Genomic DNA, 20,921 nt, shown 5'->3' with positions numbered 1-20,921 from the left:
GCGGGGCCGGGATACTGCCGCCACCCTACGGAAGGATTCCCGTGCTCCGGATACGCGCCCGGCTGGACGCAGTCGGCATCGTGCTCCTCACCTCCGCCGCCCTCGCCTTCGGGGCGCCGCCCGGAGCGGCAGCGGAACCGGTCGCCCCGCCCACGGTCGAGGAGCAGCGGCTGGCCGGGGCCGTGCCCCGGGAGATCCTGCGGCGGAGCGGATTCGACGCGGTGGCGCCGCACTTCGTGCGGGAGCTGAGCGGGGCGCGGTCGTACGAGGAGGCGGACCGGACCATCGCGCGGCACGGCTCGCGGCTGTGGCAGCGGGCGGTTGACCGGGTGCAGGGCCGGGGGCCGGCGTACGGCGATCTGAGCCGGGACGACGACCGGCCGCTCTACTGGGCCCGGCTGGGGCTGACCGGGGCGCTGCGGGAGTGGCAGCCGCGCTTCGAGGTGTCCGACGAGGCCCGCTCCCGGCTCCTCGACCGGCTGGAGCGGTCGTCACGCGGGCAGGACTCCATCCGCCACCCGCACGGCAAGGGAATCAAGCGGATCCTGGTCACCGGTTTCGATCCGTTCACCCTGGACCGGGACATCCGTATCAGCAACCCCTCCGGGGCCACCGCCCTGGCGCTGGACGGCACGGTCGTACGTACCGCCGACGGCCCCGCGAGTATCGAGACGGCGGTCTTCCCCGTCCGCTGGCAGGACTTCGCAGAAGGCACGGTCGAACGGACCCTGCGCCCCCACCTCTCGAAGGTGGACCTGTTCACGACGGTCAGCCAGGGCCGTGTCGGCCGGTTCGACATCGAGCGGTTCAACGGCGCCTGGCGCGGCGGATTCCCCGACAACCAGAACCTCTCCCGCACCGGGACGGTCCCCGTCGCCGACCCGGCGTCACAGCCGCAGTGGACGACGACCACCCTTCCCTACGAGTACATCGTCGCCGCGGACACCGGGCGCTTCCCGGTGTACGACAACACGTCGGTGACCGAGATCCCGGCGGGGGCGACCGCCCCCGTGGTCAGCCCCACCGGCCCTACGGCCGGTTCCGTGGCGCGGGCCGGCGGTGGCGGCGACTACCTCTCCAACGAGATCGCCTACCGGGCCACCCTGCTGCGCGACCGCCTCGGCCTGGACGGCCTGCCGGGTGGCCATGTGCACACGCCGGTCCTGCAGTTCGGCGCCGGAAACGGTACGGAGGTCACCGACTCCGAGTTCGTAAAAAACCGGCTGGACATCATCGCCCAGGTGCGGGCCGTGGTGACGGTGGCGGCCGGACGGACAGCGGACTCCGGGCCTGCTGCTCCCTGACCGGCTGTCCGGGAGCGACGCCTGAGTGAAGCTCAGCGTGCGGTCGGCGGGTGCGCGTCCTTGCCGAGGGAGAGGGGCGTACCGCCGGCCGGGGCGGCATCGGGGTCTTCCACCAGGTCGCGCGCCATGAGCGTCGCGCCCGCGACCGCGCCGGGCATGAGGAACACGGCCAGCAGCGGGACGAGGAAGGCGAGCACCAGGGGGACGCCGAAGCCGAGGGCCATCATGCGGCGTTCGCGCAGCATCGCGAGCCGGGCCTTCTGTTCCACTCGGCGGCGCTGGAGGGCGACCGCCGTCAGTTCGTGCGCGAGGAAGAAGCCGGAGACGCAGAAACCGATCACCGGAATCACGGTCTGGCCGATGAGCGGGATGAAGCCGAGGGCGAAGAGAACGATGCCGTAGCCGGCGACCCGTACCAGGATCCGCAGGCTGTCCCGTGCGGAGGTCCACAGCTCGCGCCACAGCGGAAGCCCGGACTCCGGCGCCGTGCCGCCCTCCGCGATGTCGACCTGTTCGGAGAGCGACTCGTAGAACGGCTGGCCGATCAGCAGGGTCACCGCGGTAAAGGTGATCACCACGAGGAACAGGCCGAGCGCGAAGACCAGGGCGGTCAGGAAGCCGCGGAGCAGGCCCGGCCAGGGTGAGGACCAGTCGTCGGCGAAGGGCGTGGCCCAGACGGTGAGGTCGTCGGCGCCGTAGCCGAGACCGACGAGGGCGCCGATGTACAGCACAAGGGTGACCAGCCCGGGAAGCAGGCCGAAGCCGAACCAGCGGCCGTGCCGCCCGACCCAGCGCTGGCCCTTCATCAGATAGCCGAAGCCTGTTCCGAGATCACCCATGTGTTCCAGCCTATCCGGAGGCCTCACGCCCGCTTCGGGCGCGTGCCCACCGTGGCCAGGGAGGCGTAAAGGCCCTCTTGTTGCAAGGTGATTGCAGCATGTAAGACCTCGCGTACGGATCATTCCCCTCTTCCGGAGGTACGTGTGGGCATCCCCAGACCCGTCCTGCTGGTCACGGCCGCCGCGGCGAGCGCACTGCTCATCGCACCCCTGCCCGCCATGGCCCGGCCCGGCCCCCGGCACGACGGGCCCGGGCCCGTACGGGAGGGGCAGGACCATCGCACCGAATCGGCCGCCAGAAGCCCGGCCGCCGCGGCGGCGCAGGCGCTCACGGGCACCGTCCCCGACCTCCGCACGGGAGGCGGCTACCCGCGCGAGCGCGTCCTCGGCCCGGTACCGGAGAACCCTGCCGACAAGTCGATCAGGCTGGGCCTGGCGCCGTACCACTCACTGGCTCCCCGGCTGAACGCGCTGCAGAGGCTGGGCGACCGGGTGAGTGTCGAGATCGCGGGCCGGTCGGCCGGTGGCCATGACCTGTACCTGGTGACCGTCACCTCGCCCGAGAGCGCACAGCAGGCTGGTGACCAGGAGCGAATGCGGGAGCGGATCGAGCACTCCCCCGGTTCCGCCGCGAAGGACGAGAAGCTCAGGGCGGCCTACAAGACGCCGGTGTTCATCAACAACAACATCCACGGCAACAAGTGGGAGGGCACGGACGCCGCCCTGAAACTCATCGAGGAGCTCGCGAAGGCCAAGGACAGCAGGACGGTCCGGCTGCTGGACTCCACCCGGCTGTACTTCAACGTCACGGCCAACCCGGACGGCCGCATCGCCGGAACACGCGCGAACGGCAACGGCTTCGACCTCAACCGGGACTTCATCACCGCCACCCAGCCCGAGGCACGCGCCATCCGGCAGATCGCCATCGACAAGCAGCCCGCGGTCATGCTGGATCTGCACGGATACGTCAACGGCACGCTGATCGAGCCGACGACACCGCCGCACGGCGAGAACTACGAGTACGACCTCTTCCTCAAGCACTCGTACGCCAACGCCCTGGGCATGGAGGCCGCGGTCAACGGCCTCGGCTACACGCCGCAGCAGGACGGGGTCGAGCGGGCCGTAATCCCGTTCCGCGACCAGCAGGAGGGCTGGGACGACTGGCCGCCGATCTTCACCCCGCAGTACATGCCGTTCCAGGGCGCGGTCGCGGCTCACACCATCGAGTTCCCGATGCAGGTCAACAACCGGGCGTACGACACCCTGCCGGTCGCGGAGCCGCGGCGCAGGGCCGCCGTCAACACGGACATCGCGGGTGCGGCGATGCGGGCGGCGATCGACTACACGTACGGCCACCGCGGCGCGGTGCTCGCCGACCAAATCGAGACGTTCCGGCGCGGTGCCGCCGGGGCGCGGCAGGTCGAGGTCTCGGAGCGGACCGTGCCGGGGGTGCCGGGGATCGGGCCCGAGGACGTCTACACGACCGAGTTCCCGCGGGCGTACGTCATGTGCGGATCGCCGCGGCCGTCTCGGCGGGTGAACTGTTCGCGCTCCGCGAGATGGGATTCGTGGTGCGGCCGGTGTCCACCGCCGTCCTCAACGCGGGCTTCGACTGGTCGGGTTCCGACGTCCTGTTCGTCACGGCGGGGCTGGACCACGCGGCGCTGAATCCCGCCGCACGGTCGGCACTGGACGCCTTTCTGGCGGGCGGCGGCGCGGTGGTAGGCGGCGGCGGGACGGGAGCGGCCTTCAACGCGGCGGCCGGGCTGCTCGCGGTGAAGCCGGTCGAGGGCAATGGCGACGCCAACGGCGTGGTGCGGGTGACCAACGCGGGCGGCCCGATCACCGGCGGCGCCCCGGCGCACACCTTCGTCTATTCCCCGCTGTGGTTCACCGATCTCGGTCCGGGAGTACTCGCGGACCAGTCGTACGGGCCGGGGAACCCGCTGGTGTCGGGCCACTGGCGGGCGCTGCAGAACGGTACGGGCGGTCCGGCGAACGCGGCCGGGAAGGCGGCGGTGGTCAGCGGCACGGCGGCGGGCGGCGCCCGGGTGGTGCTGTTCGGCACGGAGCCGCTCTTCCGGGCCCACCCGAAGGGGGTCTTCGCCCAGGTCGGACGGGCACTGCTGACCTCGGGCAGCTGACCCCGGGCGGCTGATGACGGAACGCGACGAGGGCCGCACCCCGTGACGGGATGCGGCCCTCCGACGTACTGGCCGTGCATGATCCGCGCTGTGCGTCAGGCGACGACGGAGAGCTCGACCTTGATGTTGCCGCGGGTGGCGTTGGAGTACGGGCACACCTGGTGGGCCTTCTCGACCAGCGCCTTCGCGGTGGCCTCGTCCACGTTCGGGATGGTCGCCGAGATCGCGACCTCGAGGCCGAAGCCGCCGGCCTCGGTCTTGCCGATGCCCACCTTCGCGGTCACGGTCGAGCCGGAGATGTCGGCCTTCTCTGCGCGGGCGACAACGCCGAGCGCGCCCTGGAAGCAGGCGCTGTAGCCGGCCGCGAAGAGCTGCTCCGGGTTGGTGCCGTTGCCACTGCCGCCAAGCTCCTTCGGCGGGTTGACGACGACGTCGAGCTTGCCGTCGTCGCTGGCGACGCGGCCGTCGCGGCCGTTCTCGGCGGTGGCGACGGCGGTGTAAGCGACGGCTATGTTCTCGATGGACATGTAGAGGCTTCCTCCTGTGGTTCGCCGCGACTCGCGCCCACGATCGCGACGGCTGGGGTTGAGACTATCGGGTGAAAGAAACGATCATCTTCCCGGTGTTCTCGCCGCGGAGCATGCCGAGGAAGGCGTCCACCGCATTCTCGACGCCCTCGACGACGGTCTCCGTGTGCTTGAGCTCGCCGGAGCGGAGCCAGCCCGAGACCTCTTGGACGAACTGCGGCTGGAGCGCGGCGTGGTCGCCCACCAGGATGCCCTGCAGTCTCAGTCGCTTTCCGATGGCCAGCGCGAGATTGCGCGGACCGGGGGCGGGCTCGGTGTCGTTGTACTGGGCGATGGCGCCGCAGAGCGTGGCGCGGCCGTGCACGTTGAGCGAGCCGATGGCCGCTTCGAGGTGGTCGCCGCCGACGTTGTCGAAGTAGACGTCGATGCCGTCGGGGGCGGCTGCGCGCAGCTGCTCCGCGACGGGGCCGTTCTTGTAGTTGAAGGCGGCGTCGAAGCCGTACTCCTCGACGAGAAGCTTGACCTTCTCGTCGGAGCCTGCCGAGCCGATGACACGCGAGGCGCCCTTGATCTTGGCCATCTGGCCGACCTGGCTGCCGACCGCACCCGCGGCGCCGGAGACGAACACGGCGTCGCCCTCCTTGAAGGAGGCGACCTCGAAGAGTCCGGCGTAGGCGGTCAGGCCCGGCATACCGAGCACGCCCAGGTAGGCGGAGAGCGGCGCGAGCGATGCGTCGGCCTTGGTCGCGTGCCTGGCATCCACATCGGCGTACTCGCGCCAGCCGAGGCCGTGCAGGACATGGTCGCCGGCCTCGAAGCCGGGCGCGTTCGAGGCGATGACCTCGCCGACCGCGCCACCGTCCATCGGGTGGTCGCGCTCGAAGGGCGGGATGTAGGACTTCACGTCGTTCATCCGGCCGCGCATGTACGGGTCCACCGACATGTGGAGGTTGCGGACCAGGATCCGGCCGGGGGCCGGCTCGGCGACAGGGGTCTCACGCAGCGCGAAGTCGTCGGGGGTCGGCCACCCCTGGGGGCGGGCGACGAGTTGCCATTCGCGACTGGTGGCGGGGAGTGCGGACATGGGGGCGGCCTCCTTGTATTACTTCACATGGCTAATCATTCGCTACGTGAAACAACCATGCTCTTGGATATTTCATGTTGTCAAGTAAGTGGGTAGGCTGGTCGGCATGGCCACCCATACAGACCCCCTGACCCTCGAGGTCGTCGAGCTCATCGGCACCGTCGTGGCCCGCTACCACGAGGAGTACGACCAGGCGGCGGGCAAGCACCAGCTCACCGGTGCCCAGGCCCGCGTGCTGGGACTGCTGTCCCTCGAGCCCCTGCCCATGCGCAGGGTCGCGGAGAAACTGAAGTGCGAGCCGTCGAACGTCACGGGCATCATCGACCGGCTCGAAACCCGCGGGCTCGTGGAGCGCCGCCCCGACCCGGCCGACCGCCGCGTCAAGCTCGCGGCTCCCACCGCCGAGGGCGTGCGGACGGCGGCCATGCTCGGGGACTCGCTGGAGTTCGCGCGTGCCCCACTGGCCGGGCTGTCGGTGGACGAGCGCACGGTACTGCGGGACCTGCTCAAGCGGATGCTGGGCTGAGCCGGGCGGGAACAGCCCGCTCAGCAGTGGGCCGACCGCCGACAGCCGTACGGCGGCTCGGGCCGGCCTCGGGGGCGGATCTCAGGCCGGACCCGAGATCAGGTGCACCACCAAAGGAACTTGACACAGGTCTCGGTCGGTTCCGGTTCGGGCGGCGGGGCCGGCCGGGACGTACTCGGCTGCGGGGACGGGTCGCCCGCGGACTCGCTCGCATCCGGGTCGGGATCGGGATCCGTGTCCGGGTCCGGGTCCGGATCCTGGGGCGGCGAGGAGGACGGGCTCTCGGTGACCTCGGCGGACTCCGACGGGCTCGGCTCCGCACCCGTGGACGCGCTCGGATCGGCACTGCCCGACGACCGGACCGACGGCTCGGCGGTGACCTCGCCGACCGGCTCGGGGGCCTGGATCCCGGAGGGCTCGACCACGGGCTGCTCCGGCGGCACGTCGTCCTCCTGCACGACGGTCGACGCCCGGTCCTCACCGGGCTGTTCTATCGCCAGCTCCGCCAGGCTCAGCGCCCCGGCGGCGAGGATCAGCCCCAGCGAGCCGAACATCACCTTGCGGTGGCGGCGCCGGTGCGCCCGCCGCGACCGGGAGGCGCGGGCGGCCGCGCGGCCCCGTGCCGCCGGCGGGCGAGGAGAGGCAGCACGGCGATGGCCCGCCGGCTCGACGACTCCCAGATCGAAGTCGTCCTGAACCGCGGGCTCTACGGCTTCCGTTCGCCGGAGCTCCTCAGCGGGGGTCCCGCACCCGGCGCAGGCGAGGGCGCCGTTCAGGTGCCGCCGACAGGCGTGGCAGTAATCCATGGCGCCCGCAGGCTATGCGCCTCAATGACACGAGCGGGAGCCGAGACTGTGAGGGTTTTGTGTGGAAGCGCTGATTCCCCGGCAGCTCCGCAAGCCGGGCAGGATGGACGCCATGACACGTTTCGGTCCACGCGAGTTCCAGCTCGTACTGCTCCGCAGGATGGCGGACCACCAGCCCGAACTGGTCGAAGAAGCCCTGCTGCGTGAACTGGGGGCCTCCCGCGCGGAGATGCGTGAGGCCAACCGCCGCTGGCAGGCCACGGTCCGTTCCCCCCGGGGACGTGGCACGGTGCAGCGCTATCGCTCGGTGCTGGGCGGACCCGAGTCCTCCGGACAGCGGAAGATCGGCGACTTGGAGTGCGAGGCGCTGCTGTGGCCGGTGCCGCTCTGGCCTGATCTGCGCTTCGAGGTACTGACCGCGCCGACCGGCGCGGTGTGGAACGAATGGCTGATCCGCGCACCGGGAGCCACCGGGCCGGCGCTCCACACGCTGGAGGACCTGCGCCCCTGGTCGTGCACGGTCGACGAAGTGGCGCGGGCCTTCGCCCCGGCGCGTCCGATGGAGGGCACCGCCCCCACCCGTTGGCGGCTCGCCTTCACCGCACCGGACATCGAGGGCCGGCGGCACGAAGTGGTCGCGGACTTCACCTGGGGCCTGCTCCAGCGCGTCTCCCGGAAGCAGGACCAGGACGTGTCCCGGAACGCGTTCCAGTAGGTGTGCCGCCCGGCCGTCCCGGTCCCTGTACATGCCCGGGCGAAAGCAGTGACGCGACCGGTACGAGCAGGCCGAACCGTCTCTGGCGAGCCGTCAGCGTCGTTTCCCCTCATCGTGTTACGCGCGAGTAGCGGGGGCATGCTGAGGCCTGGCCGTGAAGAAGACCACCCTTGTGCAGCACCCCCGACCGGCTCAGCCCAGCGCGCGCCTACCACGGAATGCCCCCCACGATGCGGTAACAGGGACGCCGTCCGGCCGTCCGCGTCAGCGCTCTCGGGAGGACCTGCCGTGACCGTCAGTCTTGAGCAGTTGCGCCGCTGCCACCTCGCCGTAGACATGGGGGCCGCCCGGACCCGGGTGTACGTGAAAGGCGCCGGCCTCGTCGTCGACGAGCCCAGCGTCGCCGCCGTGAACACCAGGTCCGGATCGCTTATCGCCGTCGGCGCCTTCGCCGAGCGGATGACGGGTCGTACTCCCGACTACATCCGGGTCGTACGCCCGGTCTCGGGCGGCACGGTCGTCGACATCGAGATGGCACAGCGCATGCTCCGCCACCTGCTCGGCGAGAAGCTCCGCCGCGCCCTGCGCCGCAAGCCGCGACTGCGTGCGGCGGCCTGCAACCCGCACGGCAGCGACCCGCTCGCCCAGCGCGCCGCGGTGGAGACCCTGGTGGGCCTCGGGGCGAGCCGGGTCGAGCTGGTGGACACGCTGATCGCGGCGGCCGTCGGGTGCGGGCTTCCCGTCGAGCAGCCGACCGCCTCGATGATCATGGTGTGCGGAGCCGCCAACACTCAGGTCGCGGTGCTGTCGCTGGGCTCGATCGTGACGGCCGAGCGCATGCCGGTCGGCGGCAACGCGATCGACCACGCGATCGTCCAGCACCTGCGCCACCAGCACGAGCTGATGCTGCCGAGCCAGGCGGTACGGCCGCTGCAGCTGGCCCTGAGCGGCAACGGCCTCACCCGGCAGGGTCCGGCTCGCACCGAGATCCACGGCCGGGACGTCGCCACCGGGCTCCCCCGCTCGGTGCATGTCGAGACGGCCGCCGTACGCGACGCGCTCCACACCCCGCTCACTGCCGTACTCGACGGCATCGGCAAGGTGCTCCGAGACTGCCCGCCCGACCTGGTCGCCGACCTCTCCGACCGGGGGATCATGATGGTCGGCGGCAGCGCGCTGCTGCCGGGTCTGGACGAGATGCTGAGGAACGCCACCGGCATGCCCGTGCACATCGCGGAACGTCCGGACGTGTGCGCCGTGCTCGGACTGGGCGCGATGATCGAAGGCAAGATCACACCGATGGTTCTCGAGTCGCTGGCCGAGTGACGGCAGGGCGCGCCCGGCATCGTCGATCCGGCGCGCGGCCGGACCGGTCCGGCGGCTCCACTCGGCTCCGGGCGGCACCGGCAGGCGTACCGGCCGGCGGAGCGCCCGGCCGGCACGACGGGCGGGGCGCGGCTTCGCGCCTCAGCCGCGGGCCGCCCGCAGCGCGATCCGCGTGTTCGACTGGGCGACGCCCGCGTCCCGCTTCAGCATCCGCAGCAGTGCGTCCAGCGCCGCGGGATCGGCGGCCCTCGCCCGTACGAGATAGTCGTGCTCACCGGTCACATGCACCACTTCGGTGATACCGGGAAGCTTCAGCACCGCCTTCTCGAAGTCCTCGCCCTTCGTGTCGAGCCTCAAGGTGACGTCGATGAAGACGACGAGTCCGGGGCGGCCGTCGGCGGCCGGATCGACGAGTGTGGTGAAGCCGCGGATGACCCCGTCCCGGAGCATCCGGCGCACCCGGTCGGCGGCGGCGTTCGCGCTCAGCCCCACACGTGCGCCGAGGTCGCGGTAAGAGATCCGCGCATCCCCCTGGAGGATGCCGAGGATGTCCCTGTCCAGCCTGTCCATACCGCGATTGTCTCAGTGCGGGCCGGAAACCGGCCGCGCGAGCCGCGGCCGGGCGCCGACAGTGTCCGGCATGAGTGACGTACTGACGACCGCCTTCGCGGGTGCCGCCGCCGGCCTGGGCGTGGCGATGCCGGTGGGGGCCATGGGCGTACTGCTGATCCAGGAGGGCCTACGGGGGCGGCGCGGAGCCGTCGCCGCCGCGGCGGCGGTCGCGCTCGTCGACATGGCGTACGCGGCGGTGGCGACCGCCCTCGGACCGCTGGTCGCCACCGCCCTCTCCGGGACGGAGGCATGGGTGCGGCTGGTGTCTGCGGTCGTACTGCTGGTCATCGGTGTACGCGGGCTGCTCGCGGCTGGAGACGGTGCCGACGCAGCCGAGCCCGGCCCGGCCGACCGGCCGCCCGCCGGAGAAAGCGCGGGTGCCCTCCGCACCTTCACCCGGTTCGCGGGGTTGACCCTGATCAACCCGACGACCGCCCTCTACTTCGCCGCGCTGACCACCGCCCAGGGCTCGTCGTTGAGCGGCGCCCGGGCGGGAGCGGTGTTCGTCGCCGGGGTCTTCGTGGCCTCGCTGGTGTGGCAGCAGCTCCTCGTCGCGGCCAGTTCCTTCGCGGGCTCGCGCATCTCGACGACGGCCCGCGCGTGGACATTCCGGATCGGGTACGGCCTGGTCGCCCTGTATGCGGTGAAGATCGCCGTGCCCCTGCCGTGGCCCACGTAGGGTACGAGATGTGGCTTCTCCTGCATTGCTCCCCGCACTGCACGCGGGTTCGGACCGTACGGCCGTGCGCTTCGGCGACCGGTCGCTGACCTACGCCGGGCTGGCCGCCGCGGCGGTCGCCCTGGCCACCCGGATCTCCGACGCTCCGGGCGGGCCGCCGGACACGGGCCCGGGCGAGGGGCCGGCCGCGAGCCGGGTCGCGGTCTGGGCCACGCCGACCCTGGAGACCGTGGTCGGCGTGGTGGCCGCGCTGCTGGCCGGCGTGCCCGCCGTGCCGCTGAACCCGAAGACCGGCGAGCGCGAACTGGCGCACATCCTCTCCGACAGCGCACCCTCGCTGCTACTGGCCGGGCCGGACACAGAACTGCCGCCGCTGCCCACACAGTTGGCCCGAATGGATGTCTCGGTCGATGCGTGGGTCGATGTGCCGGCCGATGCCTCGGCCGATGGCGGGGCGGCGCCGTCGGCCCCCGCCGGACCGCTCCCGCCGGAGCCCTCCGCCGACTCCCCCGCCCTGATCGTCTACACCTCCGGCACCACCGGACCGCCCAAGGGGGCCGTCCTGTCCCGCCGCGCGATCGCCTCCACCCTCGACGCGCTGGAGGACGCCTGGCAGTGGACCGCGGACGACGTCCTGGTCCACGCACTGCCGCTGTTCCACGTGCACGGGCTGATCCTGGGCATCCTCGGGCCGCTGCGACGCGGCGGATCGGTGCGGCATCTGGGCCGGTTCACCGCCGAGGGCGTGGCCCGCGAACTCGCGGGCGGCGGCACGATGCTGTTCGGCGTACCGACGATGTACCACCGGCTGGCCGAGCAGGCCGGTTCGGACCCGGAGCTGGCCAAGTCTCTGGCAGGAGCACGGCTGCTGGTCTCCGGATCGGCCGCGCTGCCGGTGCGGGACCACGAGCGGATCGCGGCGGCGACGGGCCGCCGGGTGATCGAGCGGTACGGCATGACCGAGACCCTCATGCTGTGCTCGGTCCGGGCGAGCGCCCCCGCCGACGGCGAAGCGCGGCCCGGCACGGTCGGGGTGCCGCTGCCGGGAGTGGATCTGCGGCTGGTGGACGAGACTGGGGCCGAGGTCACCACATACGACGGGGAGACGATCGGCGAGATCCAGGTACGTGGCCCGAACCTCTTCACGGAGTACCTCAACCGTCCGGACGCGACGGCGGCCGCCTTCGACCACGGCTGGTTCCGTACGGGTGACATGGCGACCCGTGATCCCGACGGCCATGTACGCATCGTCGGCCGCAAGGCGACGGATCTGATCAAGAGCGGTGGTTACAAGATCGGCGCCGGCGAGATCGAGAACACGCTGCTCGACCACCCGGGAGTCCGTGAGGCCGCCGTGACCGGCGAGCCGGACGACGACCTGGGCGAGCGGATCGTCGCCTGGATCGTGCCCGTGGATCCCGGACTCCCGCCATCGGCTGAGGAGTTGGGGACTCACGTGGCCGGTCAGCTCGCCCCTCACAAGCGCCCACGCACGGTTCGCTACCTCGACGAGCTGCCCCGGAACGACATGGGCAAGATCATGAAGCGGGCCCTCCATGACTGACGGCCCGGACGCGGGGCCGCACCGCTGGACGGCGCGTGAGGCCATAGCCGCCGTCGCCGACGGCTTCGTCGAACTCCCCGCCCCGGTCGGGCAGTCGCCGCCGGACGGGCCGCTGGCCTGGGAGGGTTACGACGCCTCACGGGCCCGCGCCTCGCAGCGGACCGGGGAGCGGGAGTCCGTCGTGTACGGCACTGCCGTACTCGGTGATCGCCGGGCCGTGGTGATCGCCTTCGAGTTCGGCTTCCTGGGCGGCTCTATGGGTGAACGGACCGGCGACCGGCTGGAAGCCGCGTACACCCATGCGCGCGAGCACCGGCTCCCGCTCGTCTCACTGGTCGCCACGGGTGGCAGCCGGATGCAGGAGGGCATGCTCGCGCTCGGCCAACTCCAGCGTGTGGCACGGCAGTCGGCGCTCCTGCGCGCGGCCGGACTCCCACAGCTGTCCGTGCTCCGGGACCCGACGACGGGCGGCGGCTGGGCCACGCTCGGCGCGGGCGCGGACGTGATCCTGGCCCTGTCCGGCGCGCAGGTCGGCTTTGCCGGCTCCCGCATACGTCCGCCGGACGCCGACCCGGCGGCGTACAGCGCGGAGGGCCAACTGGCTGCCGGCCATGTCGACGCGGTGGTGCGTCCGGAGGAACTGCGCGGCACGCTGGCGGATTGGCTCGTCCTGCTGACGGGCGGTTCCGCCGCGGGCGGCGGCCCGGGGCGTCCGGCGCCCGCCGGTCGGACGGAGCCCGGTGGTCCGCGCCCCGCGCCGGAGAGCGCCCCCGAAGCCGCCACGGACGCCACACCCGGGACCACGACAGCACCGGGGCCCGCACCCGGGCTCGCGGCCGCACCGGCACCCAGCCGCTCCCACCTCGCGGCCGCCGAGCCTCCGCCCGCCCTGGGGCGGGCTTCGCTGCCCCGTACCGGCTGGGATGCCGTACGGCAGGCCCGGGACGCGGGACGGCCGCGCGCGCAGGCGTACCTGGATGCGTACTTCGACCTCCGCCGGTCCGTCTCCGGGGACCGGTGCGGCGGCATCGACGCCGGGATGCTCTGCGGATTCGGCCTGCACGAGGGCCGCAGCATCGCGTACGCGGCCCAGTGCGGTACCGCCACCCTGCCGGCCGGCTATCGCACCGCCGCCCGCCTGATCCGACTCGCGGACCGGCTGGACATCGCCGTACTCACCCTGGTCGACACCCCGGGCGCCGCCAACGACGCCGAGGCGGAGCGCACCGGAGCGGGCGCCGCGATCGCCGACGTGTTCGCCGCCGTGGCCGCCGCCCGCGTTCCCGTGACGACTCTGCTGATCGGCGAGGGCGGATCGGGCGGTGCCCTGGCACTGGCGGCCCCCGGCAACACCTGGGCCACACCGGACAGTTACTTCTCCGTCATCGCCCCAGAGGCCGCAGCCGCGATCCTCAAGCGCTCGCCGGCCGATGCCCCGGCCACGGCGGACCAGCTCCGGCTGCGTCCGCAGGATCTGGTGGAACTAGGCCTCGTACGCGGAATCGTCGGCCCCATGTAGGGATCGATCACCATATTGGCTCATTACTGGCGCTGCGTCGTGCGGTGGATGATCCGCCTCCGCGTGCCGCGGCGCCTGCGTCCGCCCGGCAGCCCGCCGTCTGACCTGCGGGTGCGAACGACAATCGGGCCCCGGCGGCGCCCGCAAGCCCGGCGTTCGTGACGCATGTGGCGGTACGACCAGAAAGCCTCTGGAGCCTCGGCCGCCCCCTCACTAGCGTTTGCGTCACTCCGGACAACCTCGGAGTTTCGTGATCAGAAGGGAACACGGTTCCTATGCGCACGAGAACAAAATTCGCCGTTGCCGCCACTGCGGGAGCCATGGCAGTCCTGGGCGTCGCCGCCCCGACGTCTGCCTCGACGGCGCCGACCGCACTCGAATCCACCATCGCGTCCGAGGCGAAGCAAGCCGGCCTCAGCAAGAGCGAAGTCGCGAGTCTTCAAGAGCAGATCGACAGGCAGCTCGCCACCACCCTCGGCGGCCAGCAGATCGGCGTGAACCAGATCGCCTGGCGCGACGGCAAAGCCGTCATGACCTTCCCGTTACCCGGTGAGAAGAAGGCCCGTGCGGTCGGCGAGGCCGCCGCTCCGCTCGGCTCTCCCAACTGCCGCTATGCCTGGACCTGTCTGTACGAGCACTCCAACTGGGACGGACGCCGTCTGACCTGGTCCGACTGCAACTTCGAGAACCTCGCCAACTGGGGTTTCAACGACCAGACCACCTCCTGGCACAACAACCAGACGCGCGGCACCCGGACCACCGTCTACAACTGGACGGGCAGCTCATGGGCCCAGCTGTGGGTGTCCACCGCGCCGTCGGCCTCCTCCAACGTCGGCAGCGCCAACAACGACAAGGCGGACGGTCTCTGGGTCTGCTGAAGTCGGCCCCCTCCCCGCGCCGACCCCTCCTTCGCCCCCCAGGAGCGGCATGCGCGACACCGGCCCCCTCGGTCCGCCTCCCCGCGCGGCCGTGGGGGCCCCGGTGTCGCGCCAGGGCTGAGGAACGTACAGGACGGGAACGGAGCATGGGCGGCAGACTGGCAGCCATGACGGTCAACATCGAAGAGCAGCTGTCCCGCATCGACGACCACTGGAACCCGCGCATCGTCGCGAGGGTCAACGACTACGACGTCAAACTCGTCAAGGTACAGGGCGAGTTCGTCTGGCACACGCATGAGGACACCGACGAGTTCTTCCAGGTCGTCAGTGGCCGGCTGACCATCCGGCTCAGGGACCGGGATGTCGTCCTGGCTCCCGGCGAGCTGTTCGTCGTCCCGCGCGGTGTCGAGCACTGCCCGGTGGCCGACGAAGAGACCGTGATCATGCTGTTCGAACCCACGGGCGTGGTCAACACCGGTGACGCGGGCGGACCGTTGACCAGGCCGGTCGTCGCCGCGGACTGAGGCGCGATCGTACGCTCAGGGCTGGGGCGACCTCGCGTCGTACCGGGCGAAACCGCCCCGGCCCAGGGCGAGCAGCCCCACCGCGACCACGCAGGCGATTCCGCCGCCGGTCACGGCCACGGCCGGCGAGGTCAGATCGGCGGCCGCCCCCGCCAGGAAGTCACCGAGCCGGGGCCCGCCCGCCACCACCACGATGAAGACGCCCTGCAATCGGCCGCGCATCTCGTCCGGAGTCGCGGCCTGCAGCATGGTGGAGCGGAACACCATGCTGACCGTGTCCGCGCACCCGGCGACGGCGAGGAAGAACAGCCCGAGCCACAGACTGCGGGTCAGGCCGAACACGGCGATGGCCAGACCCCACGCGGCGACGGACAGCAGGATCGCCAGTCCGTGCCGGCGGATCCGGCCCTGCCAGCCGGAGAACACCCCGCCGAGCAGCGCCCCGACCGCCGGCGCGGCGACCAGCAACCCGACGGTCTTGGCGTCACCGCCGTACCAGAGCACGGCCACAGCAGGGAAGAGTGCGCGGGGGTGGGCGAGCACCATCGCGCACATGTCGCTGAAAAAGGTCATCCGCAGATTGGGCCTGGTGGCGAGGAATCGCAGTCCGTCGATGACGGATGCGCGGCGCTTCGGTCCCTCTCCGCGCTCCGGGCGCATCGAGGGCAGCCGCCACATCGCGTACAGCGCGGCGCTGAAGGCCACGGCGTCGACGAGGTACGCGGCCTGGTAACCCCACGCGCCGACGATGAGCCCGCCGAGCATGGGGCCGATCGTCATGCCCGCGGTGGTCGTCATGGAGCCGAGCGCATTGGCGGCGGGCAGCTGTTCGGGCGGCAGGAGCTTGGGGATCATCGCGGTCCGGGCCGGGGAGTTCAGCGCGCCGCAGACCGCCTGCAGCGCGACGACGCTGTAGAGGAACCACACCCGGTGGAAGTCGGCCAGCGCTGCCGCGGCAAGCCCCACCGAGAGCGCAGCCGCCCCGGAGGAACTCGCGAGCCCGAGCTTACGGCGGTCCACGGTGTCGGCGACGGCGCCGCCGTACAGCCCGAAGACGACGAGCGGGAGGAGTGAGCACAGGCCGACCAGGCCGACGGAGAAGCTGGACCGGGTGAGGTCGTAGACCTGCAGCGAGACGGCGAGGGCGGTCATCGCCTGGCCGACCCAGGAGATGGTGTTGCCGAGCCAGAGCCGCCGGTAGTGCGGGGAGCTACGCAGCGGTGTCAGGTCGGCGAATATCCGGCCCCGCCGCGGCGGGACCTCACCGCCGTTGCGTTCCTGCCGGCCGTGCGAGGTCTGTGTCACACAGGATGCTAACCGGTGCCCGTGGCGGGCGGGCCGCCTACTGGGCCGGGGCGAGCGCCTGCGGGAGAGCGGCGTGGGCGCCCCGGGAGGTCTGGCGCGATAGAGCCGTCGGTCCGGCCGGGAGGCAGGACTGGAGACCGTCGAGGAGTCGCTGGACGTCCTCGTGCGGCCGGACGACGAGCCGCAGGAACTGGCTGCTGCTCCCCAGCTTGTTGCCGCATTCGCGGACGAAGACGCCGTGCTCGGTGAGCAGTCTGTCGCGCAGCTCGGCGCCGTCCACTCCGTCGGGCAGTTTCACCAGGAGGAAGTTGCCCTGGGAGAGGAAGACCGTGAGGCCGGGTACAGCCGCGAGTGCGAGGGACATGTTGGCGCGGTCGCGGGCGAGCAGGGCCAGGCTCTGGCGGTACTCCAGCGCGTATTCCTTGAGCATGAACACCACGCTCTCCGCGAAGGAGTTGAGGTTCCACTTGGGCAGGGCCCGGCGGACGGTACCGGCGAGGGCGGGGTTGGCCACGAGGTAGCCGAATCTGATGCCGTGGAGTCCGAAGTTCTTGCCCAGACTCTTCAGGACGATGACGTTGGGGCGCAGGGCTGCCTCGTCGGCGACCGACGGGGCCCGCTCGCCGTCGACGAAGTCGATGAACGACTCGTCGACCACCACCAGGTCGAGATCGGCCAGCTCGTCGAGCAGCCACAGCATCTGGTGGCGGCGGAGGAATCCCCCGTCGGGATTGTTGGGGTTGCAGATGACGGCCACCCGGGAGCCGCGGCGGCGGATGAACCGGACGTACTCCTGCGGATCCAGGGCGAAGTCGTGCTCCTCGTGCAGCAGGAACATGTCCACGCGCTTGCCGGTCTCGAGCGGCTGGTCGGTCCAGCGGCCGAAGGTGGGGACGGGGATGGCCAGGCTCTCGCGGACCAGCAGGTGATCGATCCACGTGATCAGTTCGGTGGAGCCGTTCCCCATGGCGACCGTCTGCTGGTTCAGCCCGAGTACGGAACACAGTTCGGCTGTGACGGTGTCGGCGTCGCTCGGGTAGTACTTCAGGATCGACTCCAGCGACCCCTGCATCCGGGCGAACATCTCCGGGGTCGGGAAGTAGGGGTTGCAGGGGATGCAGAAGTCGATCCGGTCGACCTGCGGAACGGCCACCACCCGGTACGGGTCCTGCCGGTCGTCCTGGGCCCCCGGTACCAGGCGGTTGAGCATGGCCCAGGACGGACTGTGTGCGGTGCTGTGCAGCTGGGACACGGCGGGAGGTCTCCTTACGGTCAGTACTTCGGCGCTCGGCGCGGACGGCGCCGGAACAGCAGGACTGCGGCTACCGCGGCTCCGGCGAGAACCGCCGCACCGCCGGCCAGCACGGGGTCGAGGGCGCGTGGCGAGCCGACTGCGGCCGGCTCGGCGCGGGGCACGCTCGGCGGCGGCGTCGCCGGGCCACGGGCGGCGCTCTCGCCGGAACTCGCCCCTGGGCCGACGCTCGCCTCCGCGCTTCCGTCAGCGCTCGAATCAGCGCTCGCCTCGGCCCTCGCGTCACCGTCGGGGAAGACCACGTCGGAGCACGAGTAGTAGGTGTCCGGGGTGTCGGTGTTCCGCCATACCGTGTACAGCACATGGCGACCCGTCAGCCCCGTCGGGAGAATGCCGGTGATCCGGTACGCACCGTCCACCAGTTCCGGATCGGTGACCGTGGCGAACGGCTCAGGCGCCAGGTCGGCCCAACGCAGCGGCACGGCCGGATCGTGGCCCTCCTCGGTCAGGTAGAGGCTGAACGTCCCCCGGTGCGGGATGGTGGACCGGTACGTGAGCGTGAAGCGGGACCCGGCCGTCAGCTCGGTCGCGGGCCAGTCGGACCGCGGGGTGTCCAGCCCCCGGTACGCGCCGATGCCCGCACTGCACAGCTTCCCGTCGGGCACGACCTGACGGTCGCGGCCCGCGACACCGGCCAGCCGGAGGTTGTCCCACGCGTCGAACGGCCGCCCCCCGTTCGCGGCGACGGCCGCCCGGCAGGCCTCCGCGCTCCGGTGCTCCCCCTCGGGTGCGCAGGCGGCGACCCGGCTGACGGGATCGGTTGGCGCCCCGTGCGCGTACGCCGGCCCGGCGGCCAGGGCCGTGAGCAGAAGCGGTACGACACCGGCGAGCCCGGCGGTGGTGGCAGTGCGATGGGCGGTCATCCGTGGCAGACCTCCTTGGCGGGCCCGGCAGCATGCCGTGTATTACGGCCGCGTCACGCCGGCCGTTCAACGGGAGAGGGACGCCTCGCCGCGCGGTCACCCCGGTCACCCGGTCACCCGGTCACCCGGTCAACGCTTCCTGGCTGCGCTCCGGCTGTTCGCGCGGTCTCCTGGGGTCATGGCAGACCACCCGCTGATCCAGTTCACCAACGAACTGATGCGCCTCACCGACAACCTCGATGAGAGCACCGCCGCCGACTTCGTCCAGCGCGTGTACGACGCCGGGCGGGAGGCGGGCATGAAGGAGAAAGCCCGCGAAAGCCCTCCGTGATCCGGCAACGGTGACCGTCTCCGTCGAATGAGCCGGCCGGCCGCCAACCAGCTGCGTCGCGGCGCAGGCGGCCGGCTGCGCGCCGCGTACCCCTCGCCCGATCCTGCCGTCGGGTCAGGGACCGGTCGGCTGGTTGGCGCTGCCGTTGGACCGGCGGAGTTCCTCGTTGAGGCGCAGGGCCTCTTCGAGTTGGTCTTCGAGAATGACGATGCGACAGGCGGCCTCGATCGGGGTGCCCTGGTCGACGAGTTCGCGGGCGCGCGCGGCGATCCGCAACTGGTAGCGGGAGTAGCGGCGATGGCCGCCCTCGGACCGCAGAGGGACGATGAGCCGGGCTTCGCCGACGGCACGCAGGAAAGCCGGCGTGGTGCCGAGCATCTCGGCGGCGCGGCCCATGGTGTAGGCCGGGTAGTCGTCGTCGTCGAACTTGTCGGCGGCGTTGGATGGGGTCACTTGCACCTCTTGTCATGTGGACGCGTCGAGGGGCCCTGGTGCCATCCAGCACCAGGGCCCCGAGGGGTATCAACACCATCTGCCGGCTACTTCGGTGCCGGCTCTCTGTTTCCGCACGGGCGCCCAGGGAGCGGGCGGGAGTGCGGGGATCGCGAATGCGTGACCGGGGACCACCTTCCAATCCGGGGCCTGCGGTACCCGAGCGCTACGGATCTACGCCCGGGCGATCCTGATGGCGTCTGCTCCTCTCTCTTCCGGTTTTGCTGCATTGCTGTACTGCTGTCAGGCGATACATCTCGGCGGCCCTCAAGCCGCCCGACCCGGCAACCAGCTGTGGGACCCTGCTGCTGCTTGTGGCCCCACGGCTCCATCACCGTGCCGTTTGTGCTCGTGACAGTTCGTGTCTGCCACGCGACTTCGACTTCGTTGGCTACGGAAGAAACCCTAGCCACAGAGGGCTCGAATGTCTACTGCGGCCGACGCAGATTTTCTCCGCTTCGGCGACAGCCGAAGCGAGCACTCGCGGGGCCGGCGGGGAAGGCCGGCCCGACGTCAGCGCCACGGCAGGAGCGACTGGTCCCGTCCGGGCTCCGGCGGGTACGCGCCCTGCCGGTGAGGCCGGCAGGCCGCGCCGCTGACGGTTCTACCGCTCGCCGCCCCCCTGAGCCCGTGGCCGCCGGAACCGCGGCGCCCGCAGAAACCCCGCGCCGACCGAAAGACGCCGATGGTGAATATCTGCGGTCACAGGTGGAGAAATAGCAGCCACGGCGGCAAGAGCTTTTCGGGCTCAATTTCCGGATGTGAGGCAACCGACCTGCACGATCGCCACACCGTGCTACTCTGGATCTCAGTTGCAGTTGTGGTTCCCAAAACTTCAAGTGCCCTCATCGGTTCGAATTACCGGTGGGAGCGCTTTTGTATTTCCGGTTTCTTCCGGCGGGGCAATCATCACGGCGACTCGAGGACCCGCACAGTGCGGACCTCTGAGCACTGCCCCTGAAGGAGATATGAATGGCTACTGGCACCGTGAAGTGGTTCAACGCGGAAAAGGGTTTCGGCTTCATCGAGCAGGACGGTGGCGGCGCTGACGTGTTCGCCCACTACTCGAACATTGCCGCCCAGGGCTTCCGTGAGCTTCAGGAAGGCCAGAAGGTGAGCTTCGACGTCACGCAGGGCCAGAAGGGCCCGCAGGCCGAGAACATCGTTCCCGCCTGACGCTGACGCGCACGACGAGCTGGGGCCCGCACCTTGGGTGCGGGCCCCAGCTCGTCGTTTTTCCGTAGAGCTGTCGTGGCGCCGCCACGGGCTCCACGAGCGGCGAACGACATCACTCCCCGTGTCGGACCGCCGCAGGACGAGGCAGGCCACACCGCTCGCCCCGTCGGACAGATCCGGCATTCCCATCGCTTCCCCGAGCGATGCGCCGTTCCCGCAGACGCATCGGACGGGCTCGTTCCTCCCGGCGTCTCGTATTTTCTTCGGCTCGTTCTTGCGACTCCCCGAGCGGCTTGCCGCTGCCGGGAATTCCTCGATACGTGCCATATCGAGGAGGGTTCCGCATGAACCGCACCACTCGCACGAACGACCGCTACTCCGATTCCCGCAAGGGC

20 protein-coding genes and 1 pseudogene are annotated in these 20,921 nt (G+C 71.1%); 12 read left to right on the top strand and 9 right to left on the bottom strand.

The window, feature by feature from the left end; genetic code table 11:
- Positions 1-41 precede the first annotated feature (41 nt).
- Positions 42-1,304, top strand: a complete 1,263-nt coding sequence (locus tag AB0M62_RS10840; protein ID WP_366073808.1) for a pyroglutamyl peptidase — start codon at positions 42-44, stop codon at positions 1,302-1,304.
- Positions 1,305-1,336: 32 nt separating this feature from the next.
- Here the strand turns inward: AB0M62_RS10840 and AB0M62_RS10835 are convergent, their stop codons facing one another.
- The gene (locus AB0M62_RS10835) at positions 1,337-2,143 is read right to left on the bottom strand and encodes an EI24 domain-containing protein (RefSeq protein ID WP_366073807.1); all 807 of its coding nucleotides are present in this window, start codon (positions 2,141-2,143) and stop codon (positions 1,337-1,339) included.
- Positions 2,144-2,287: 144 nt separating this feature from the next.
- Here AB0M62_RS10835 and AB0M62_RS10830 point away from each other — a divergent pair.
- A pseudogene (locus tag AB0M62_RS10830) lies at positions 2,288-4,287 on the top strand (M14 family zinc carboxypeptidase).
- Positions 4,288-4,382: 95 nt separating this feature from the next.
- Here the strand turns inward: AB0M62_RS10830 and AB0M62_RS10825 are convergent.
- Positions 4,383-4,814, bottom strand: a complete 432-nt coding sequence (locus tag AB0M62_RS10825; protein WP_366073806.1) for an organic hydroperoxide resistance protein — start codon at positions 4,812-4,814, stop codon at positions 4,383-4,385.
- Between the two features lie 64 nt (positions 4,815-4,878).
- Positions 4,879-5,898 (bottom strand): NADP-dependent oxidoreductase, encoded by a 1,020-nt coding sequence (locus AB0M62_RS10820; protein ID WP_366073805.1) that lies wholly within the window; start codon positions 5,896-5,898, stop codon positions 4,879-4,881.
- Between the two features lie 106 nt (positions 5,899-6,004).
- Between AB0M62_RS10820 and AB0M62_RS10815 the strand changes: the two genes are divergently transcribed.
- Positions 6,005-6,424 carry a MarR family transcriptional regulator gene (locus tag AB0M62_RS10815; protein ID WP_366073804.1) on the top strand — a complete coding sequence of 140 codons (420 nt, stop codon included), beginning with the start codon at positions 6,005-6,007 and terminating at the stop codon, positions 6,422-6,424.
- A gap of 98 nt (positions 6,425-6,522) precedes the next feature.
- On the opposite strand, the gene AB0M62_RS10810 is transcribed toward AB0M62_RS10815, so the two are convergent.
- Complete coding sequence (locus AB0M62_RS10810; RefSeq protein WP_366073803.1) at positions 6,523-6,978, bottom strand: hypothetical protein; 456 nt, start codon at positions 6,976-6,978, stop codon at positions 6,523-6,525.
- A gap of 364 nt (positions 6,979-7,342) precedes the next feature.
- Between AB0M62_RS10810 and AB0M62_RS10805 the strand changes: the two genes are divergently transcribed.
- Positions 7,343-7,945, top strand: coding sequence for a hypothetical protein (locus tag AB0M62_RS10805; RefSeq protein WP_366073802.1), 603 nt, complete (start codon positions 7,343-7,345; stop codon positions 7,943-7,945).
- Between the two features lie 288 nt (positions 7,946-8,233).
- A complete protein-coding gene (locus tag AB0M62_RS10800; protein ID WP_366073801.1) occupies positions 8,234-9,271 on the top strand; it encodes a rod shape-determining protein in 1,038 nt (345 codons plus the stop codon).
- A gap of 141 nt (positions 9,272-9,412) precedes the next feature.
- Here AB0M62_RS10800 and AB0M62_RS10795 read toward each other — a convergent pair whose 3' ends face one another.
- Entirely contained in the window at positions 9,413-9,841 is a 429-nt protein-coding gene (locus AB0M62_RS10795; protein ID WP_366073800.1) for an Lrp/AsnC family transcriptional regulator, read from the bottom strand.
- 70 nt (positions 9,842-9,911) lie between these two features.
- Between AB0M62_RS10795 and AB0M62_RS10790 the strand changes: the two genes are divergently transcribed.
- From AB0M62_RS10790 to AB0M62_RS10770, 5 genes are all read left to right on the top strand, one after another.
- Positions 9,912-10,562 (top strand): LysE family transporter, encoded by a 651-nt coding sequence (locus AB0M62_RS10790; protein WP_366073799.1) that lies wholly within the window; start codon positions 9,912-9,914, stop codon positions 10,560-10,562.
- Positions 10,563-10,572: 10 nt separating this feature from the next.
- A complete protein-coding gene (locus AB0M62_RS10785) occupies positions 10,573-12,126 on the top strand; it encodes an acyl-CoA synthetase (protein ID WP_366073798.1) in 1,554 nt (517 codons plus the stop codon).
- Positions 12,119-13,645 (top strand): carboxyl transferase domain-containing protein, encoded by a 1,527-nt coding sequence (locus tag AB0M62_RS10780; protein WP_366073796.1) that lies wholly within the window; start codon positions 12,119-12,121, stop codon positions 13,643-13,645. The genes AB0M62_RS10785 and AB0M62_RS10780 overlap by 8 nt, the downstream gene beginning before the upstream one ends.
- A gap of 275 nt (positions 13,646-13,920) precedes the next feature.
- Positions 13,921-14,523: a hypothetical protein gene (locus AB0M62_RS10775; protein WP_366073795.1), complete on the top strand. Its 603-nt coding sequence runs from the start codon at positions 13,921-13,923 to the stop codon at positions 14,521-14,523.
- Between the two features lie 167 nt (positions 14,524-14,690).
- Positions 14,691-15,047 carry a cupin domain-containing protein gene (locus AB0M62_RS10770; RefSeq protein ID WP_366073794.1) on the top strand — a complete coding sequence of 119 codons (357 nt, stop codon included), beginning with the start codon at positions 14,691-14,693 and terminating at the stop codon, positions 15,045-15,047.
- A 15-nt stretch (positions 15,048-15,062) separates the two neighbouring features.
- Here the strand turns inward: AB0M62_RS10770 and AB0M62_RS10765 are convergent, their stop codons facing one another.
- The 3 genes from AB0M62_RS10765 to AB0M62_RS10755 are packed head-to-tail and all read right to left on the bottom strand — an operon-like array spanning position 15,063 to position 18,527.
- Positions 15,063-16,352: an MFS transporter gene (locus AB0M62_RS10765; protein WP_366073793.1), complete on the bottom strand. Its 1,290-nt coding sequence runs from the start codon at positions 16,350-16,352 to the stop codon at positions 15,063-15,065.
- 37 nt (positions 16,353-16,389) lie between these two features.
- The gene (locus AB0M62_RS10760; protein ID WP_366073792.1) at positions 16,390-17,604 is read right to left on the bottom strand and encodes a histidinol-phosphate transaminase; all 1,215 of its coding nucleotides are present in this window, start codon (positions 17,602-17,604) and stop codon (positions 16,390-16,392) included.
- 20 nt (positions 17,605-17,624) lie between these two features.
- Entirely contained in the window at positions 17,625-18,527 is a 903-nt protein-coding gene (locus AB0M62_RS10755) for a lytic polysaccharide monooxygenase (protein ID WP_366073791.1), read from the bottom strand.
- Between the two features lie 178 nt (positions 18,528-18,705).
- Here AB0M62_RS10755 and AB0M62_RS10750 point away from each other — a divergent pair, with 178 nt between their 5' ends.
- Positions 18,706-18,858 carry a hypothetical protein gene (locus AB0M62_RS10750; protein WP_366073790.1) on the top strand — a complete coding sequence of 51 codons (153 nt, stop codon included), beginning with the start codon at positions 18,706-18,708 and terminating at the stop codon, positions 18,856-18,858.
- Between the two features lie 114 nt (positions 18,859-18,972).
- On the opposite strand, the gene AB0M62_RS10745 is transcribed toward AB0M62_RS10750, so the two are convergent.
- Positions 18,973-19,317 (bottom strand): helix-turn-helix domain-containing protein, encoded by a 345-nt coding sequence (locus AB0M62_RS10745; RefSeq protein WP_366073789.1) that lies wholly within the window; start codon positions 19,315-19,317, stop codon positions 18,973-18,975.
- A gap of 1,005 nt (positions 19,318-20,322) precedes the next feature.
- On the opposite strand from AB0M62_RS10745, the gene AB0M62_RS10740 reads away from it, so the two are divergent.
- Complete coding sequence (locus tag AB0M62_RS10740; protein ID WP_034275260.1) at positions 20,323-20,526, top strand: cold-shock protein; 204 nt, start codon at positions 20,323-20,325, stop codon at positions 20,524-20,526.
- Positions 20,527-20,921 lie beyond the last annotated feature (395 nt).

The organism is Streptomyces sp. NPDC051219 (assembly GCF_040682335.1).
Lineage (GTDB): Bacteria > Actinomycetota > Actinomycetes > Streptomycetales > Streptomycetaceae > Streptomyces.
The sequence above is the reverse complement of the archived record's forward strand: the minus strand, read 5'-3'. Positions and strand labels throughout refer to the sequence as shown.

Coding starts and splice junctions, on each gene's coding strand:
- AB0M62_RS10820 (WP_366073805.1), bottom strand. CDS start 5,898: ATGTCCGCACTCCCCGCCACCAGTCGCGAATGGCAACTCGTCGCCCGC.
- AB0M62_RS10780 (WP_366073796.1), top strand. CDS start 12,119: ATGACTGACGGCCCGGACGCGGGGCCGCACCGCTGGACGGCGCGTGAG.
- AB0M62_RS10775 (WP_366073795.1), top strand. CDS start 13,921: ATGCGCACGAGAACAAAATTCGCCGTTGCCGCCACTGCGGGAGCCATG.
- AB0M62_RS10825 (WP_366073806.1), bottom strand. CDS start 4,814: ATGTCCATCGAGAACATAGCCGTCGCTTACACCGCCGTCGCCACCGCC.
- AB0M62_RS10750 (WP_366073790.1), top strand. CDS start 18,706: ATGGCAGACCACCCGCTGATCCAGTTCACCAACGAACTGATGCGCCTC.
- AB0M62_RS10815 (WP_366073804.1), top strand. CDS start 6,005: ATGGCCACCCATACAGACCCCCTGACCCTCGAGGTCGTCGAGCTCATC.
- AB0M62_RS10790 (WP_366073799.1), top strand. CDS start 9,912: ATGAGTGACGTACTGACGACCGCCTTCGCGGGTGCCGCCGCCGGCCTG.
- AB0M62_RS10805 (WP_366073802.1), top strand. CDS start 7,343: ATGACACGTTTCGGTCCACGCGAGTTCCAGCTCGTACTGCTCCGCAGG.
- AB0M62_RS10835 (WP_366073807.1), bottom strand. CDS start 2,143: ATGGGTGATCTCGGAACAGGCTTCGGCTATCTGATGAAGGGCCAGCGC.
- AB0M62_RS10795 (WP_366073800.1), bottom strand. CDS start 9,841: ATGGACAGGCTGGACAGGGACATCCTCGGCATCCTCCAGGGGGATGCG.
- AB0M62_RS10740 (WP_034275260.1), top strand. CDS start 20,323: ATGGCTACTGGCACCGTGAAGTGGTTCAACGCGGAAAAGGGTTTCGGC.
- AB0M62_RS10810 (WP_366073803.1), bottom strand. CDS start 6,978: ATGTTCGGCTCGCTGGGGCTGATCCTCGCCGCCGGGGCGCTGAGCCTG.
- AB0M62_RS10755 (WP_366073791.1), bottom strand. CDS start 18,527: ATGACCGCCCATCGCACTGCCACCACCGCCGGGCTCGCCGGTGTCGTA.
- AB0M62_RS10770 (WP_366073794.1), top strand. CDS start 14,691: ATGACGGTCAACATCGAAGAGCAGCTGTCCCGCATCGACGACCACTGG.